Source organism: Verrucomicrobiia bacterium, assembly GCA_035765895.1.
Lineage (GTDB): Bacteria > Verrucomicrobiota > Verrucomicrobiia > Limisphaerales > DSYF01 > DSYF01.
Genome location: DASTWL010000047.1, coordinates 19,175 through 35,212, shown reverse-complemented (window position 1 = coordinate 35,212; position 16,038 = coordinate 19,175). Strand labels below are relative to the sequence as shown.

At 58.4% G+C, this 16,038-nt stretch carries 16 protein-coding genes and 3 pseudogenes; 1 reads left to right on the top strand and 18 read right to left on the bottom strand.

What is annotated here, in order from left to right:
* Nucleotides 1-8 precede the first annotated feature (8 nt).
* On the bottom strand, nt 9-362 hold the full coding sequence (locus VFV96_10040) for a hypothetical protein (GenBank protein ID HEU5070734.1): 354 nt from the start codon (nt 360-362) through the stop codon (nt 9-11).
* Nucleotides 289-2,199, bottom strand: coding sequence for an AAA family ATPase (locus VFV96_10035; GenBank protein HEU5070733.1), 1,911 nt, complete (start codon nt 2,197-2,199; stop codon nt 289-291). The genes VFV96_10040 and VFV96_10035 overlap by 74 nt, the downstream gene beginning before the upstream one ends.
* Before the next feature lie 188 nt (nt 2,200-2,387).
* On the opposite strand from VFV96_10035, the gene VFV96_10030 reads away from it, so the two are divergent.
* Nucleotides 2,388-3,701 carry a sodium:proton antiporter gene (locus VFV96_10030; GenBank protein ID HEU5070732.1) on the top strand — a complete coding sequence of 438 codons (1,314 nt, stop codon included), beginning with the start codon at nt 2,388-2,390 and terminating at the stop codon, nt 3,699-3,701.
* Between the two features lie 221 nt (nt 3,702-3,922).
* On the opposite strand, the gene VFV96_10025 is transcribed toward VFV96_10030, so the two are convergent.
* The 16 genes and pseudogenes from VFV96_10025 to VFV96_09950 form a co-directional block, all read right to left on the bottom strand.
* Nucleotides 3,923-4,918 carry a YihY/virulence factor BrkB family protein gene (locus VFV96_10025; GenBank protein ID HEU5070731.1) on the bottom strand — a complete coding sequence of 332 codons (996 nt, stop codon included), beginning with the start codon at nt 4,916-4,918 and terminating at the stop codon, nt 3,923-3,925.
* 113 nt (nt 4,919-5,031) lie between these two features.
* Nucleotides 5,032-5,916, bottom strand: coding sequence for a PRC-barrel domain-containing protein (locus tag VFV96_10020; GenBank protein ID HEU5070730.1), 885 nt, complete (start codon nt 5,914-5,916; stop codon nt 5,032-5,034).
* A 333-nt stretch (nt 5,917-6,249) separates the two neighbouring features.
* A complete protein-coding gene (locus tag VFV96_10015) occupies nt 6,250-6,945 on the bottom strand; it encodes a PRC-barrel domain-containing protein (protein ID HEU5070729.1) in 696 nt (231 codons plus the stop codon).
* A gap of 38 nt (nt 6,946-6,983) precedes the next feature.
* On the bottom strand, nt 6,984-7,289 hold the full coding sequence (locus VFV96_10010) for a hypothetical protein (GenBank protein HEU5070728.1): 306 nt from the start codon (nt 7,287-7,289) through the stop codon (nt 6,984-6,986).
* Nucleotides 7,286-7,663, bottom strand: a complete 378-nt coding sequence (locus VFV96_10005; protein HEU5070727.1) for a phage holin family protein — start codon at nt 7,661-7,663, stop codon at nt 7,286-7,288. The genes VFV96_10010 and VFV96_10005 overlap by 4 nt, the downstream gene beginning before the upstream one ends.
* An 18-nt stretch (nt 7,664-7,681) precedes the next feature.
* Complete coding sequence (locus tag VFV96_10000) at nt 7,682-7,987, bottom strand: DUF883 domain-containing protein (GenBank protein ID HEU5070726.1); 306 nt, start codon at nt 7,985-7,987, stop codon at nt 7,682-7,684.
* Nucleotides 7,984-8,439, bottom strand: a complete 456-nt coding sequence (locus VFV96_09995) for a glycogen-binding domain-containing protein (protein ID HEU5070725.1) — start codon at nt 8,437-8,439, stop codon at nt 7,984-7,986. The genes VFV96_10000 and VFV96_09995 overlap by 4 nt, the downstream gene beginning before the upstream one ends.
* Nucleotides 8,440-9,307: 868 nt before the next feature.
* Nucleotides 9,308-9,514: pseudogene (locus VFV96_09990) on the bottom strand (LuxR C-terminal-related transcriptional regulator).
* Between the two features lie 537 nt (nt 9,515-10,051).
* Nucleotides 10,052-10,381 (bottom strand): hypothetical protein, encoded by a 330-nt coding sequence (locus VFV96_09985; protein ID HEU5070724.1) that lies wholly within the window; start codon nt 10,379-10,381, stop codon nt 10,052-10,054.
* 26 nt (nt 10,382-10,407) lie between these two features.
* Nucleotides 10,408-10,605 carry a Thivi_2564 family membrane protein gene (locus tag VFV96_09980; GenBank protein ID HEU5070723.1) on the bottom strand — a complete coding sequence of 66 codons (198 nt, stop codon included), beginning with the start codon at nt 10,603-10,605 and terminating at the stop codon, nt 10,408-10,410.
* Between the two features lie 115 nt (nt 10,606-10,720).
* Nucleotides 10,721-12,112, bottom strand: coding sequence for a glycoside hydrolase family 130 protein (locus tag VFV96_09975; protein HEU5070722.1), 1,392 nt, complete (start codon nt 12,110-12,112; stop codon nt 10,721-10,723).
* 267 nt (nt 12,113-12,379) lie between these two features.
* Nucleotides 12,380-13,059 (bottom strand): annotated as a pseudogene (locus VFV96_09970) (hypothetical protein).
* Nucleotides 13,052-13,318: pseudogene (locus VFV96_09965) on the bottom strand (acetate/propionate family kinase). Before VFV96_09965 ends, VFV96_09970 begins: the two co-directional pseudogenes overlap by 8 nt.
* Nucleotides 13,319-13,729: 411 nt before the next feature.
* Nucleotides 13,730-14,377 carry a hypothetical protein gene (locus VFV96_09960; protein HEU5070721.1) on the bottom strand — a complete coding sequence of 216 codons (648 nt, stop codon included), beginning with the start codon at nt 14,375-14,377 and terminating at the stop codon, nt 13,730-13,732.
* Nucleotides 14,374-15,573 (bottom strand): glycosyltransferase family 4 protein, encoded by a 1,200-nt coding sequence (locus VFV96_09955; GenBank protein ID HEU5070720.1) that lies wholly within the window; start codon nt 15,571-15,573, stop codon nt 14,374-14,376. The genes VFV96_09960 and VFV96_09955 overlap by 4 nt, the downstream gene beginning before the upstream one ends.
* The gene (locus VFV96_09950) at nt 15,574-15,840 is read right to left on the bottom strand and encodes a hypothetical protein (protein HEU5070719.1); all 267 of its coding nucleotides are present in this window, start codon (nt 15,838-15,840) and stop codon (nt 15,574-15,576) included.
* Nucleotides 15,841-16,038 lie beyond the last annotated feature (198 nt).

The window sequence follows — 16,038 nt, the reverse complement described above, 5'->3', positions numbered from 1 at the left end:
CTTGATGTTCACTGTCTGGACTCCGCTTCCTTGTGTTCGACGATGGCCTCTTTCACGGTGATTTCAGCGATTGCCGGCTGACCTTCCGCGAGGAGATTTCGCTGATTGCCGACCAGCGCCATTAGGAAGGATAGTTCCATCCGCTGCATTGCTGTCTCGATACGTCGCAGAGCGTGGCCGCGAAGCGTGATTTCATGGGTGGCGAAAACCAAACGGAGGCGCTGCTCCTTACCCTCGTTCTTGAGGTCAGCAAAGGCGAATTGATCGAACGGCAGCAGGAGGCTTTGTTCAGCGGATACTTCGATTTTGACCGCGCGAGCGTTCGGATCGCTCGCCCAACATTCGGGTGTTTTTGTGCTCATGGGTTTCAATGGGTTGATGACGATGACGAGAAAGTTTCAGGCGACAGAAGTTGTCGGCGGCACGACGACCAAAGCGCCGCATGTAACCATGCAGCCGATCCCAGAGGCGCACACCGTTTCGAGGGACTAGACCAGCCGCGAGTTCGAGTGCCAATGGCCTGTGGCCGGAGCGAGCCACGTTCTCGCGCAACTGCTCCTTGTCCGGTGTGAATATGCGGATGCCACGCCGTCCACGCGAAATGGTCACATACCATTGCTGCGCGCTCGTTGCCGCCTTGATGGTGGAATCGGAGAACAGGACGTAATCCACCGTCTTGCCTTGCGACCCGTAGGACGTGACGGCGTAGCCCGGCAGGAATTCGCGGAAGCTCGCATCTAACACACGGCCATCGGCGAGTTCAATGCTGCCATCACCACGAACTGACTTAACCGCGACAAGTTCTCCGTTCGTGACGCGTCCACCGGATGCCAGCTTCCGGTTGGCTTTCAGGTGCAGGCGGTCGCCAGACGCAACGGCAATCTCACGCGCCTGACAGACCGAAATCCGGTCGAGCATCTTGTTCGAGACGGTGACGAATCGTCCGCCGACTTCCACGAGCAGACCGGTTTTGATGATTCCCGACAGCTTTCCTTTCGCCCCAGCGTCGGCTTCGCGCACCTTCTGATTGAACACAATGACCGCATCTTGCGGATAGAATCGTTCGTCGCGCTTCTGTGCATTGGTCAGGTCCACGCGTTCGAGCGCTTGAATGGTGGTATCACTTGCACCGAGTAATCCCTTCGCCTTGAGCGCCTCGCGCACGCGCGTGTTGACGCGATGCACTTCGCCCCAGGTCTGTGACACCACGACCGCCGAAGCGCTTTGCTTTGCGAGTCGAACGTATTCATCGGCGAGCTTTTCGGCCTGTTCGCCCAGGCCGCAACCGACGAGCGCGCCCATTTGATCGAGGCGTTTGAAGGACTCCGCCAATCGTCCGGCTGCCGCTGCTTCAACGGCGCTCCGATACCGCTTGATGCTGGCGCGTTCGCTATTGTCGCGAGCGAGGCCGGGGTCTTGGCGACGAATCTTGTGCAACTCCACTGGCTTCACCCCGGCATGACGCTCGATGGCGAGCAACGCATCCGATGCTTCCACCGCACCATGCTGCCGGGTGTCGCCGGAGAGAATGACCCGTGCATTTCGCTCCTTGGCGAGTCGGAGTAACGCCAGCATTTGCCGACCGCCAATCTGGCCAGCCTCATCGACCACGATCACGGCTCGTTCCGGCAATTCAGCCTTGGTGAGAAAACTCGCCACCGTCGCCGGTGACGGAAACCCTGCCTTTTCCATATCCACCACTTGCTGACGCTGCGGCGCTAGAACGGTCACCGGCCGTCCTGATTGTTGGATTTGCCGGACCAACTCATGCAGCACGAAGCTTTTTCCCGTGCCCGCACCACCGCGAAAGACAGAAACCAGATTCGTTGAGCCAAGCAACCCATCAAGCCCCTTGCGCTGCTCATCATCGAGCTTTGGGTTGGCAGGCTGCGGACTCGGCACGAGCGGCCAACAGTCGCCGACACCTTCCTTGGCGGTCTGAACAATCTCCCACTCGCGCAATAGCACGTCGCGCTTGGTCAATTCACCGGGACGATCCGCATCCCGGATGTAACCGCGTCGCTCCGTGAGCTGCTTGAGTTCGGCCAGCGAGAAATCTTCTCCGCGCGCCCGGCCCAGCGCTTCCTGCCACACCTGGCACTCCTGCACGACCGAGTTGCGGTCGAATAGATGCTCTTCCGCCCACTGCACCGCCTCTGCCGCCGAAATGCAAGCGCGCTGCCTCTCCTCTTCGGTCACGGGTTTGTTCAACCCGCGCAAGAGTTCCCGGTCAGCCTCACTCAATTGAGCGCCCCATCTCAAGACGCCCACGGTCTATGACACGGTGGACGACAAACCCGTGGTCAATGCGCAGGCATGTCTTCGTGTTCTTGTCACGATGATAACCGTTTGCCATGGGGCGTTCACCCCGCGTGCGGTTCAGGTTCGTGGAGTTAAGCTTCCGGGGGCGAAAGCCGGGTCTGCGTTGCTTTCCTTTTCGCAGAGACGGCTCTAGGCTTATGCCAGTGACCGTGTTTCAAATCACCGCGATCCTCATCTCGTTGACGGCGATCTTCAGCTATCTGAACTTCCGCTACTTCAAGCTGCCGGCGACGATTGGGGTGATGCTGATTGCGCTCCTTGTCTCGCTTGGATTGATTGGTGCCGGACATTTTGCGCCGCGAATCCATCAGGCAGCCGAGCATTTGCTCGGGCAAATTGATTTCGACAACACGCTGATGCAGGGCATGCTTTGTTTTCTCCTGTTCGCGGGTGCCCTGCATATTAACCTAACGGATCTGGCCGAACACCGAAGCGTCATCGCCACGCTTGCCATCGTGGGCGTGCTCATCTCGATGTTCGTGTTCGGCACGCTTGTTTGGTTTGCGTTGGGGTGGCTCGGGTTCAAACTGAGCTACGTCTGGTGCCTGCTCTTCGGCGCGTTGATATCGCCAACCGATCCGGTCGCGGTGATCGGGATTTTGAAAGAGGCTAAAGTGCCGCGCAGTCTGGAAGTTCAGATCGCCGGGGAATCTCTGTTCAACGACGGCATTGGCGTGGTGGCATTCATTGTCCTTCGGGAAATCGCCGTAAGCGGCCAGCACGCTTCGGCGGGACACATCGGACTGCTGTTTCTCGAAGAGGCTGTGGGTGGAGCAATCTTCGGCTTCCTCATCGGGTGGATTGCCTATCGCCTGTTGAAAAGTGTGGATAATTATCGGGTGGAGGTGATGCTGACCCTGGCCTTGGTGATGGGTGGTTATGCGTTAGCCGCCGCGATTCACGTCAGCGGCCCCATCGCCGTCGTGGTCGCGGGATTGTTCATCGGCAATCACGGGCGGCAGTTTGCCATGAGTGACATCACGCGCAAAAATCTCGATGCTTTCTGGGAATTGATTGATGAAATCCTGAATGCATTACTCTTCGTGCTGATCGGCCTGGAAATTCTGGTGCTGGCCTTCACGCGTGATTTGCTTCTCGCGGGACTGATCGCCGTTCCGGCCATTCTGCTGGCGCGTTGGGTGAGTGTGGTCCTGCCCTTGACCGTCATCCGTCGCTGTCGTGATTTCACACCCGGCGCCGTCACCATCATGACGTGGGGCGGACTACGCGGCGGCATTTCCGTTGCGTTGGCGTTGTCACTCCCTGCCGGGAACGAACGAGAAATCGTGCTGGCCGTGACCTACATCGTGGTCATCTTTTCCATTCTAGCCCAGGGTCTGACGCTCAAGGGTGTCGTGCGCCGGTTGGTGAAGCAATGAGGAGGGCGGGTGTGGTGTTTTGGAGGCCCTGCTTCACCCGCAATTTAGTGAGGGAAGAGGCCGGTCAATTGGGTGTCATCCGCTGAAGATTTCGAAGATGACCGAGGCCAGCCAGATGATGCGGCTTCTCATCCCAGAGGCGGGAGGTGAAGGATTTCAGGCTAGCGAACTGCGTGATCGCCGGCACCTTTTGAAACAAAGGCTCCGCCTTGGTGGCGCCGTCAAGGGTGTAATTGGGAATCCGCGGCGTTAAGTGATGAATGTGGGGAAACCTGTTGCCCGACAGCCATTGAAAAATCGGCGGCAACTTGGAGATGGATCGGTCCCTCAAGGCGGCCCTGAGAAGGTCTCATTGGTCCTGGCGCTGCCAGTAAACTCCCTCGAACCTCCCCCCGCGCTGCACGAAAGCAAATGCCGAACACGCCAACGCAGCTTGAGAGATACAGCCAGAGCAGGAATGCCACGATGCCGCCGAGTGCACCGTAGAGCAGGTTTAGGTGCGCAAAGTGTGTCGCGTAAACCAGGAATAGCCCTTCGGCAAGCCAGATCAATCCGGTCGCACCCAGCGAACCGAGCCAGACTTCGGAAAACCGGGTGGCCCTGCTGGGCGCCAGCCGGTAGATCATGATCAAGCCATAGAACAGCACGAGCCACGGGACGAACTTGAACATCAGGGTAAACGTCCACTCGGGAAATTGGAGAGGAGCCGTGAACCAGTCCCGGACCAGCTGCGCCACCCCGGGCAGCAAGACGCCGATCATCACCGCGCTGGCTGTGATGCCGAACAAGCCGACGCTTTGCAACGGCAAGCGCCACCAGTTGTAAGTCTTCGAATGCCAGATGCGATTCGTGGTCCGAATCAGCGTGCGCAGGAATTTCAGCGCGCCCCAGACCAACAGCGGCAGTGCGGCGAGGCTGATCTTGCCGCGCGCTTGCAACCATTCGCTGATACCCGCCACGGCAGCGCTCTCTTGTTCGCTGGTCAGCGGCATGTAGTAATTGACCAACTTAATGATCGCTTGTGTCGTTACTTCGCGGTCGACGAACAGCGACCCCACGGTCACGAGCAGAATGGTCAAAGGCAGGAGCGACAACAGCAGGTAATAGGCAAAGGCGGCGGCACGTTGGTCGCCATCCACTTCCGCCCAACGCGTTCGGGCCTGCTTGACGGCGCGCCAGCAGTTTGACTGTTTCGCTTTCTGTAACAATGTTCGCATCGGGTTGAAAAGTTTCCCGAAAGTGCCGGCGGAAAGCAGTGACTTTGACGCGTACAGATTCCAGCTCTAACGCATGCTCCGCCGCCAAGAGCCTGATCCAAGTTTGGTATGGTTCATAACAAGGTCGCTTTCGCTGGGCCGCGATTAGCCTGCGACTGGATGGTTCCGTCCTTGAGTTGCCAAAGGGTGTGCTCCGCAACCACCATTTCTGCAACCCAGTAACCGTGGCGGTCGTAATGGCGATGGAGTCTGGTCTCGTAATCCCGAGTCAGGAGAGCTGCCTCCGTGTATTCGGGCGACTGCCTGATGGCGTCGAGGGAGAGATTTACGAAAACTTTCGACTCGCTCCAACTCACGCGCTCGATCCATAGCGGTGAAACCAGGACCTTCTTTCCGGGCCACCAGTTCCGCGTGGCAACCAGCAGGTAGCGAATCGCCCACGTCGCGTCATCGATGAGAAAATCCTCGACGTGGCCAATCTCGCCGTCCGCGACCTGAATGCGATACCCCCTAACGTGCTGCATGCTGCGCAGGGTTGGATCGCCCGTCGGTTTCGCTTCCACTCGTGTCCCTGCTTGGGCCCTCTCGGATAGTGAGTCAGGCACGGGATGCCCGAGCCCGGCATATGGGCCCATACTCCAGTAGGGCCACCAGCCATAGTGAGATTGCAACTCTTCCTCACGCTGTCGCGAGACGGGCTTGTCAGTGGCCACGACAGGACTGCTCTCGATCTGCTTTTTGGTTAAATCGGTGACGATATTTTTATGATCATGATTCACTGCGATCAGCGCTTGCGGGGAGATCAGCACCTGTCGGCCCGTGAGCCGGGGGCCCGTGTTGGCGACCAGATAGCGAACGGTCCAATACCGGTCGTCGAAGTGGAATTCCTTGACCTTTCCGATGGTTTCCCCGTCGATATTTTGCAATGAATAACCCCTCAGTGTTTTGGCTTTGCTTAACATAATAATTCCTTCGCGTTCTACGCCTTTCTTGTTCATTGCCGGCGCCGCATGGACAAGGCGTTTGAGAAAGCGATTGCCGTGTTTCGCGCGGGGCCAACACCCGAATGTGCCTTGACGCGGCGTCTTGTGCCATGGGGTGAAACCCCACCTTGAAGCCCCGAGAATCCATGGCTTGTGCCAGCTTCCTGGACAGCTAGAACCGGGAGAGAAGCCCCCGCATGTATTCGATAGGAGTCTTATTGATGAGTTGAATCCCGCCGTAAGATCATAGAGGCCACATAATGTGAACGTCTTCCAGGCACGGCTGCTGAAAACTCGTCCATTGCTGGCAGACGTCTCCACAACTTCACCAGCTTTGCCAACCGATTCTCAATTGCCGACTGGAGTGAGCAAGCGTGCAGGACTTTGCTCAATGCCGTCCTTGGTCAGACTGGCAAAAACAGTGGATTCTTCGTAGCTGATGCGGTTTATGTTCTTCACTTCAACCAGCACCTCCTTGCCGGTCAGGCGATGTCCGGTCCGGATGACGAGTTGACCAATGGCCCAGCTTTGCGCGTCCATCATATAGTCACACACGTGGCCGATGATTTCCTCGCCGGCCCGGAGGTGGTAACCGTTCATCGCCTGCGTGCTCCGCAGATGCGACTCGGGCCTTTCCAGTTGCGGGCCAAATACGGCGGCTGATTCGCTCGGGAGCGGCTTTACAGGCAGTTCCAAGACGGGAAAGCCGCTCATGCCCCACAAGCCGGCACCCTGCCAGTAGTAGGGCCAGCCATAGTATCGGTAATACTCCGCTTCGTATTGGCGCGACACCGGCTGGCGGGACTCAATCACCGGGCAGTCCTGAATCTGTTTCCGGGTCAGGTTCACGCGCAGGATTTTTTCCGACTGATCAAGGCGGCCGAGGGCATGAGGCGCAAGCAACACCTGTCGGCCCGGCAACCACGAACCTGTGTCCACGACCAGATAACGGATCGCCCAGTTATGATCGTCAAAATAAAAATCCTGCACCAAGCCGATGTCGCCATCGGACGCGCCGAGTTGGTTTCCGTAGAGTTGTTTCAAGCTTCGTAGCATACCTCTGCCTTTCCGGTGTGTTTCTATCATTCTGGTTGATTGCCACCTTGCCGGCGGAACGCTTGCCAGAGGGTTGAGACCAGCCCTGTGCCTTTGAGAATTTTCGGCAACCATGATGGCTTTGCTTCGGCGTTCCTGGACTTGCCGCGGCGGAAGGCGGTGACGCCCGCCACGAGCACAGCGGCTGCCGAGGCAAGCGAACCGAAGGATTTGGCTCGCGCGATGAGCGTGCGAACACCCACCGTCAGCGTGGTCATATCGTCGGCCAGTCCGGCGCGGTTGAGTTCGCTTTCGGCGATCAATAACTGCCTCCGCGCAGCCAGCGGATTCATTCCAGAATGGTTTCCAAACATGCCCGGTCCTTTCGAAGTTGATCCAGCGTGGCGGGAAGTATCTGCCAGTCGCGCAGTCGTCCGGCGAGTAGCCGGGCGAGCCAAGCTCCTGCGGCTGCGTGGAGGCCGGTCAAGATCAGGAGGACGATCACCGGTGAGTAAGCCCAGAACATGATCACGATGGCCGCACTAAGCGTCAGCGCGGCAAGCAGCCCGAACACCGCCATGCCCAAGGCCAGCAGGAACGTGTGCAGGAGATGCATACGCTCCTCCTGCACTTCCACCGTCAATAGTTCAAGCCGGTTTTCCCCGATGCGCAACAGCCGGCGCACCGTCCGCTTCAAGGTTGCGGGCAGATGCCGGTAACTGATCATGGATCCTGCCATACGGAATCAATCACGGTTGCAAGCGCACCGGCGGGCGGCCAAATAACCAATCAGTGCGCCGACCGCGGCGCCGATGGCGATGGCTTGATAAGGATTTTCGCGGACGGTTTGATCCACCACCTTGGCGCCGGCGACTGTCTTGTCGCGCACGCGGCCATACATCTCCTTGCCACTTTCCAGTGCCGTGGCGAGGCGCTTGCGGGCTTCGCTGACCTTTTCTCCGGCCACGTCTGCGGTTGCCGCCACCAAGGTGCGTGCGTTTTCGGCCAGTTGGCTGGCGTCGTTACTGATGGCTTGGGCTTCCTTGCTCATGATTTTTGTGTTGGTGGATTGTTTGCATTTTTGAGTGGTAAAGTCATTCCGTCGGCACGATGGGCGACCTGCGGCGAACTGTGAACTTTCAGGATCGAGTTCATCCCACCGAAAGGGTTGGGCACGGTTTGGCTGGCCAGCGGGTCAGGCATCCATTGACCGTCCACCACGAAGCAGTATTCGTAGGTCCCGGCGGCCAAAGCCGTGCTCTCCATCCAGTGACCCGCTTCTATGCGGTGCATGGGTTTGGCTTGTGGCTGCCAGTCGTTAAACGTTCCGGCGATGCAAACGGAGCGGGCGGTCGGATGAGTGAATTCAAAGCAGACAGGTTCCGGTTGTTGAGAAGCGGCGCTGCTTGTCAGGTCCTTCTTTTTGTTATGTTTCATAGGAGTGAATGTCCCGAGCCGCTTGTCTTCCGGGCGCGGAAGAATGGCCTCGCTGAACGTGATCATAATGAACAGTGCGCCTGCCGGGCGATATGGGGTATTACCCTACCTCCGGGTTACAGACTCCAGCTTGGAGCAGACACGATACACTTTTACGCCAGGATTGCTGTTGTCCCGTTCCTTTCACCTGCTTGCGTTCCAGGTCGGGACTACAGAGTTGCAACCAAGAGTTTTTCTGGTGGCTGTAAGGAATGTCCTAGTCGCGAGAACTCCGCCAATCCGTGATGGTTGTTCATGAGAAACAACATTGAACAAACCAATGGACGGGCCGGCTTGGAGCGTTGCTGCAATTCATCGATCACGTGGCTGGCTGGTGTGCCGGGAGCCAGTCTCTTTCACGCTCTCTTCATGGCCTTGCTGATGTTAGCGTCCTTGACTGGAATTCGGGGCTCAACGGTGAATGTGAACCTGGCGCGGGATTCCAACAACAACGAGGCAAGTCTCGCAGGTTACAATGTCTATTGCGGCACCACCACGCGGGTTTACACTGCCAGAGTATCCGTCAGCAGCGCGGTAAAGAACGCCACCATCACCAACCTCCAAGCCGGTCAGACCTATTATTTTGTGGCGACCGCCATCAACTCCGTCGGGCCGGAAAGCGATTACTCTGCGGAAGTTGTCTACACGACGCCGAGTGCGGTCGACCTTCGGATACGAGTGGCATTCGACCGGCGCGTAATTCTGACCGTGGCTGGCCCGGTTGGCCGCACCTATGACATCCAAGCGACGCCGGATTTCAGGATGTGGACAACGATAGGAAACGTCTCGCTGGGCGCTGAAGGTTTGCTCGATTTTATTGACGCGAATGCACCGAGCTTCCCTAAACGCTTTTACTGTGCCCGCGACACTCAGCTCCGATGCTGCGAGTTGCTCATCAAGTGCCTGCCGCTATCAAGCCCACGCGCAGGGCGTATCGCACGAGGCCGGGAACGTCGTGTAAGTTTAGGCCGACCATCAGCTTCATGCGGTGATACTCTACGGTCTTGGGGCTGACCTTCAGCAACTCGGCGATCTGTTTGGTGTTCTGACCCTCCGCAATCAGTTGCAGAATCTCGCTCTGCCGCCTGGTCAACTGTTCCAGTAAATTTTCCGGCTCGGCTGTCTCATTCGTGACGACGTTCTTGAGCCGTCGTGGGGAGGTTTCGAGATGTAGTTGAACATCCTTTTGCACTTCGCGCTGTAGTGTCAGCTTCGCCTGCTCCGTCCGGGTTTTGGCTTGTTCCGTGCGCGATTCGGCCTGCTCGGTGCGCGCTTCAGCTTGTTCAACCCGCGAATTGTTGCCGGTCCGTTCCGCTTTTTGATCCGTTTCTTTCATTTCGCTCGTTTCAAGATGAACGGGGAATGCTGGGCAGGCTATGAGGTAGCGAGCCTGCCCGCCGAAGGCCCGCTTCGGTAACGGGCCAGCGTCCGCCGGCGGAAAATAACTTTGGAAGATCCCGCGTTCACGGTTTGAGTTTCATCCACATCGCCCGCCACGTCCGGCTGGCGCTCCGGACGCAGGTTTGTTCCCGGGTCGGGAAATCCACGTCGGTCCGCCATGAAAACAGGTGCGATTGGATTCGACCGACATCTGGTAGGCGTGGTCTGGGTTTGCCGCTTGCGGTTTCCAGGGATGCGTTCATAGGAGCGGAGGTTTGCCCCCGCCGGACGAGGCGACGGGAGCGGGTGAAGACCTGCTGGTGAATTCCGCGGGATCGAACACCTCGCCGAGAACCTGCAAATCCTCAATTTGCTGGGGCATCAGGCCAAGGGTGTGTGAACCGGTATTGCTGGCGTAATCCCAGAGCCAGTAGCGGTTGAGCCCGTCTTTATTATCGGCGCCAGGGCCATAATCGATCGGGGCACAGACACGGTCGAGAACGCCGTTGTCGGGCAGCGAGTAGAACTGCACCCGCACCTTTCGTTTCTCCTCAAGGGCGGCGATGAACTGGGCGTGATTGGCGATCATGGCATTGCTGGCGTTGACGGCGAAGGTTAACGGACTTGCGGCACGCTGATGTCGCTTGCGTGACTGAGAATGCCAAAGGCGAACAACAGCCAGACAATGACGCAAACGACTACGACGATGTTGAGGATCTTTTTGATTTTTCCGTCCATCGGGATGTAGGCGTTGATCAGCCAAAGCAACACGCCGACGACGACCAGGGTGACGACCAGAGATATCAGTGACATGGGCTGCCTTTGGTTGGGTTCGGTATGGTTAGCTTCACGCCCTAAAGCTAAGGCGGAGTGGGAACAAGTGCCATGGGGTATAACCCTACCCGGAAGCCCGTCCGCGCACCCGGTCTCAGGCCATCGCCGCCCAAATGTCATCGAAAGAAACCGTGGCAAAGCTCGTGGCGGAGTCGCTCATCGCGTAGGGGATGATGAGTTCGCACCCTTGCAGCAGGGCGCCGCAGGTGTAAACGACGTTCGGCACATAGCCCTCGCGCTCGGCGGCATTCGGGCAGATCAGTGGTTCGCGCAGGCGACCAATCACCCGCGTGGGGTCTTTCCGGTCAAGCAGGAATGCGCCGATGCAATACTTTCGCATCGCACCGACGCCGTGGCTCAACACCAGCCAGCCGCGTTCGGTTTCGATGGGCGAGCCGCAGTTGCCAATCTTGATGAACTCCCACGGTTGCGCCGGCGACAGCAGCACCTTCGGCGTCTGCCAGAAATGGAGGTTGTCAGAGAACATAATCAGGATGTTCTCGTCGTCCTGGCGCGAGAGCATGACGTATTCACCGTTTAGCTTGCGCGGGAACAGTGCCATCCCCTTGTTCTGCACTGCGGGACCATTCAGTGTGCTGAATTTGAAATGCAAGAAGTCCGGCGTCTCCAACAATTGCGGCAGGGTGATCTTGCCGTCGCAGGCCGTGTAGGTCGCATAGTAAGTGAAGCGGCCTGCGTCGTTCTCAAACCGCACGAAACGCGCATCTTCGATGCCGTTGCTCTGGCTGGGCGCCGCGGGAAAGAGCACGCGCTGCGAGACCTTGCTGTCGGGCGCGAAGTTTACTTCATAATTGGATTCCGCCAGCAGCAGGGTGCCGCGCGCTGCGCGGGTGGCCGTGGCGTCCGAGGTGTCCTCGGTCAGGCCCGAGGCAGCCAGAACCGCACGCAGTTCCTTGAGCGTGAAATCCTCGTGCAACTGGTCGAGCACGCGCCGGCAGAAGTCATTTTGCACGCCAGCTTCTTCCAGCTTATGGGCGAACAATCCCTTGAGGTATGCGACGTTGGGCACCCGTTCCGGCTCCATCACGAACGGCACGGGCGGCGTCAGCGTGATGTGCTGATGCGCACTGACGACGCCGACGCGAAAAGTAATGGAGGATATATGCCCTTCGCCCGTGGCGCGCAGGCTCAGGATGAAGCGCTGCGAACCTCTTGGCAGTCCTGACTGGTCCGGATGCGGCACGATGGATGGATTGAAGAGCGCGGCGGATTCCGGGGAATATTCGTGCGTCAAATAGGAGCCGATGAGCGCCTGCCGCTCCGGCGAAGGCTGCGCGCCGGGTTCGAGAAAATGGCGCACCTGCTCAAAGCGATTGCAGAGGATTTCGGCGACGTTTTTGTGCCGGTCCTCAAATTCGCCCAGCGCCTGGCCCAGCAGGCGCACGACCTCATCCTCGGAAAGAGCCATGACGCGGGCGACGATGCATCGCACGATGTCGTCGGTGCTCGGGTTAAACGGACGCATCAGCACCCGCGACCAGTCCGGGGTCAATGTTGGTCCAATGCGTTTGGCGTGGAGGGCGGCGGTTTTCAATTTTATAGTCTCGCCTGAATGGGCGGGAAAGCGAGCAATGACTCCGGTCGTTCATTTCAAATTTGCTCGTTTCATTTTATTCGCGAGGTTCGTTTTTCAGAATTATTCGTTCCGCATGGTCCCAATCCTGAGCCGCACTGCCATCCTGCCGGCCTCGCCGATCGTAAAATTGATAGGCAAGTTTGGTGATTTGCGGCGTCAAGTCGGGCGGCGTGCTGGCTTTGACCGGATCAAAATCCGATACGCGAGCAGTTTCACGCGGTCATTTACGAGAAACCACACCAGCGAGCAGCCTCAAACCAAGGCCGCCCACCCCCAGCCAATGGGTGGCATGGATAATCCACAAACGGCAATCAATGTTGCCACGATTTGCGTGCCGAACGCCATCAGTAGCAGAATCCGCGCGGGCCGGATCGACCAGAACGGGCCGCGCGCCTCGTCTGTCGCGCTCGAAACGGCGATGCCGCAGTCGATTTTCTTCAGTGCAGGCGAGTTGTTCACGCCGTCGACGGTCATGCCGACGATGTGGCCGCGCTTTTGGAGCACATCCATGATGTGGAACTTGTGTTCGGGAAATGCTAGGGCGAAACCGTCCGCCTTCTCAATGGATTCCGCGACCGCATTGTCTTCCAGCTTCTTCGAGTCACCGAGACCACTGGCATCCAAAATATTCGCGCCCATGTCTAGCTTCTTGGCGGTCTCTTGCGCGATAGCCAAGGCGTCGCCCGTCACCATCTTATCTTTACGCCCATCGCCCGCGCGGGCGCGATGGTCGCTTTGGCATCATCGCGCGGCGGATCGAACGGCGGCAACACGCCCGGAAACTGCCAGTGTCCGTCGCTCTCGGCCCGCGCGACGTCGAGCGAACGAAAGCCGCGCGAGTTCTTCCATCGGGTAGGCGTAGGACAAGCCGTAAAAACCGTAGCGCTGAATTCCTTTGGCATCGAAGCGGCGCGGAATTGGCAGCAGCCTGGCCACGTGCGGCGTGGTCTGGTGGAACGCCGTGTCGAAGCAGGCCACTTGGGACAGTTTTGGATGCCGGTGACGGAACGTCTCAATCAATTCTATCTCGCGCGGCAGATGATCCGGGTCGTTTGGGCTGATGCGATGCAATTCCTCCAATGGTTTTTTTGTGACTGAGCTTGCCCAATTCGTAAGTGCCAAAGACGAGGTGATGGCGAGCGTCCATCGCCGAAAATCCAGTTGAAACATCTTCGCCGCCCGCCGACGGGCGCGATGATCCCAGCCGTTGATCAGCAAGACGCCACTGATGTCCAAAAACAGGCAAGCCATGACAGGCCTTTCTTCACCATCTTGGTTTTGATTAATATCATATAGTCTTCGGATTCACCATGGTTTCCGCGGATACTTGCACCAGCTATTTCCCAACAGGTTCCTTAAAACTGACGAGCGCGTTTTGCAGCGCCTTCATTTCCGCGAGCGATAACAAAAAGGCAAGGGTGGATTCCGCCCCTTGATTCTGGCTGAGACGGTCCACGTGCAAGCCATCACGACAGCCGCCGGTGGTGGAGTCGTAAAGCGCCAGCCTCAGGTCATTGCGTCCGAGAAACCACTCGAACGCCCGGCATGCTTCCGCCACCCAGAACATGTCGCCCGTGGCGTGATAAGCCTCAATGCAGGCGGAAATCGTGGTTTGGCTTCGATGGGCTGTTGATCGAAGATTGCGCGCGCCATGCCCCTTGGATAAAAACCGTTCGAGCCGACCGGTCGAAACGAGCCCGCGCCGGAGGTTTGAGCGTTGATCAACCAGCGCAGTGTTTTCAGCCCAAGCTCCAGCATCGTTGTGCTTTTCAGGCAGCGACCGTTCAGAATCATTGCGTGGCGCAGCTTGGCGTTGGCGTAGGAGACAACCTCTTCAAACCAGTGCCGGTCCGGGGTGGCGGCATCGGCGTAGCGCTGCATGAGCTTTGCCGTGAGCGCGTCGCGGATGTGGTTCGCCCGCCGGTCGCCGCCGAACCGGCGCAGGTATTCATCAATGCCGATGAGCGTGAAGGCCCACGAACGTGGGGATGTAAATTTGGCCGCCTCGGGCAGCGCCTGTTCGAAGAGTCGTTCCGCAAGCATCTGAAAACTGCCCCTGCCGGCCTGTGCCACACACAAACCCAGCGCCCACAGTGCCTGCCCCTGGCAGTCTTCTGAGCCGACTTGATTCAGCCAGCGCCGCTCGAAGCTCATGAAGTTGCGAAAGAGTCCGCTTTGGGAATCAAAAGCCCGGTTGAGAAACGCCGCGTAGGTTGCGGCCTGTGCGCCGAGACGCGGCAAGCCCTGGCCCAGCCGTTGCAACAACAGCGCCAGCACCAGCGCACGCGCGTTGTCGTCCGTGCAATAGCCCTCGGCAAAATTTGCACCGTAAAGCTCGCGTGCTGGAAGATGCCGGTCGAATCGCTCATGCGAAATAGATGGTCCAGCTTCAATTCGGGCAACTGCCCGGGCTGTTCATCGAGCGTCTTGATGGGGGATGATTTTCGGCCCACGAAACTATGATCTCTCCGCGCCTGCTCAAAGGATATCGCGTAACGCTGCGCCACCCGGCTCCACACCATATCCCGACCGAGGTGGTAGGCGTGCTTGCGCATCGAGTGCCGCAAGGGTTCATCACGCAGCAATTCCAAGACCGCGATGGCGATCGCCTTCGCATCGCGGAAAGGCACGAGTTTGCCGCGCCCGGCCGCCAGCATTTCGGCGGCGTGCCAGCATGGCGTGGACACCACGGCGTTGCCGGCGCCAAACGCATAAGCCAGCGTGCCAGAGGTGATCTGCGCTTCGTTAAGATAGGGTGTCAGGTAGATGTCCGCCGCGCCGATGAACCGCATCAACTCGTCCAGTTCCACGAAGCGATTGAAGAACACGACGTTCTTCTGCACGCCGAGATCCTTCGCCCAGCGCTCCAGACTCAAGCGGTAGGCTTCACCTTCATCGCGGAGCAGGTTCGGATGCGTCTGACCCAGCACGATGTAAACGATGTTGGGATACTCTCGAATGATGTCCGGCAAGGCTTGCAGCGCGAATTCAATGCCCTTGCTGGGCGAGAGCAGGCCAAACGTGAGCAACACCTGTTTGCCCGCCACGCCAAACTCGTCCTTGAAATAGTTGGGGTCCGCAAACGGCCGGTCTGGAATGCCGTGCGGTATCAGATCAATTTTCGCTGCCGGGACCTGATAGATGTTCAGCAAGAATTCCCTGCCCCGTTCGGTCATGACCACCAGGCGGGTCGAGAGCCGGGTCTGCTCACGCATCACACGGCGCTGCTCCTCGTTCGGCTCACGCAATACGGTGTGGAGCGTTGTGACGATGGGCATTTGCAGTTCGCGCAACAACGCAAGCACATGACTGCCTGCCGGACCGCCAAAAATGCCAAACTCGTGCTCCACTCAAACCACATCCACGTCAGTGATGTTCAGGAAGTCGGACGCGCGCAGGTAGGACGTCAGATCTTGCTCCGCTATTTCGAAGCGGACTTCACCGGGGTAGTCGTAGCCGCCCGCAAGATCGTTGACCGGCACGACGAGACATTGGATCGCGGGAAATGCCGCTGCAACGGAGCAACGCAAAACGGTCGAGAACGTGGCGATGCCGCACTTGCGCGGTGGATAATCGCCCAGAAAGGCTACTCTGCGAATGGCAGTGGACTGCAGCATGCGGTGGCCGGGGATTCGTTTTGTGGGTGGTAGGTGAAGTGGTGCTCGATTCTGGTTCAGCCTTGTTATTCAGGTTTCCGGCGGCTTGGAGCATTTAATCGTGCTCCGGAACCGGCGGAATTTTCAGTCGACGCACCTTCCTTCGATCGATTTGTCTTCATAAATTGGTCCCGTGGTGGGCGGTGGTTTGCTTCACCG

Coding starts and splice junctions, on each gene's coding strand:
- VFV96_10040 (HEU5070734.1), bottom strand. CDS start 362: ATGAGCACAAAAACACCCGAATGTTGGGCGAGCGATCCGAACGCTCGC.
- VFV96_09975 (HEU5070722.1), bottom strand. CDS start 12,112: ATGCGTCCGTTTAACCCGAGCACCGACGACATCGTGCGATGCATCGTC.
- VFV96_10020 (HEU5070730.1), bottom strand. CDS start 5,916: ATGAACAAGAAAGGCGTAGAACGCGAAGGAATTATTATGTTAAGCAAA.
- VFV96_09980 (HEU5070723.1), bottom strand. CDS start 10,605: ATGTCACTGATATCTCTGGTCGTCACCCTGGTCGTCGTCGGCGTGTTG.
- VFV96_10000 (HEU5070726.1), bottom strand. CDS start 7,987: ATGAGCAAGGAAGCCCAAGCCATCAGTAACGACGCCAGCCAACTGGCC.
- VFV96_10025 (HEU5070731.1), bottom strand. CDS start 4,918: ATGCGAACATTGTTACAGAAAGCGAAACAGTCAAACTGCTGGCGCGCC.
- VFV96_10005 (HEU5070727.1), bottom strand. CDS start 7,663: ATGATCAGTTACCGGCATCTGCCCGCAACCTTGAAGCGGACGGTGCGC.
- VFV96_10010 (HEU5070728.1), bottom strand. CDS start 7,289: ATGAATCCGCTGGCTGCGCGGAGGCAGTTATTGATCGCCGAAAGCGAA.
- VFV96_09995 (HEU5070725.1), bottom strand. CDS start 8,439: ATGATCACGTTCAGCGAGGCCATTCTTCCGCGCCCGGAAGACAAGCGG.
- VFV96_09985 (HEU5070724.1), bottom strand. CDS start 10,381: ATGATCGCCAATCACGCCCAGTTCATCGCCGCCCTTGAGGAGAAACGA.
- VFV96_09950 (HEU5070719.1), bottom strand. CDS start 15,840: ATGCTGCAGTCCACTGCCATTCGCAGAGTAGCCTTTCTGGGCGATTAT.
- VFV96_09960 (HEU5070721.1), bottom strand. CDS start 14,377: ATGAGCTTCGAGCGGCGCTGGCTGAATCAAGTCGGCTCAGAAGACTGC.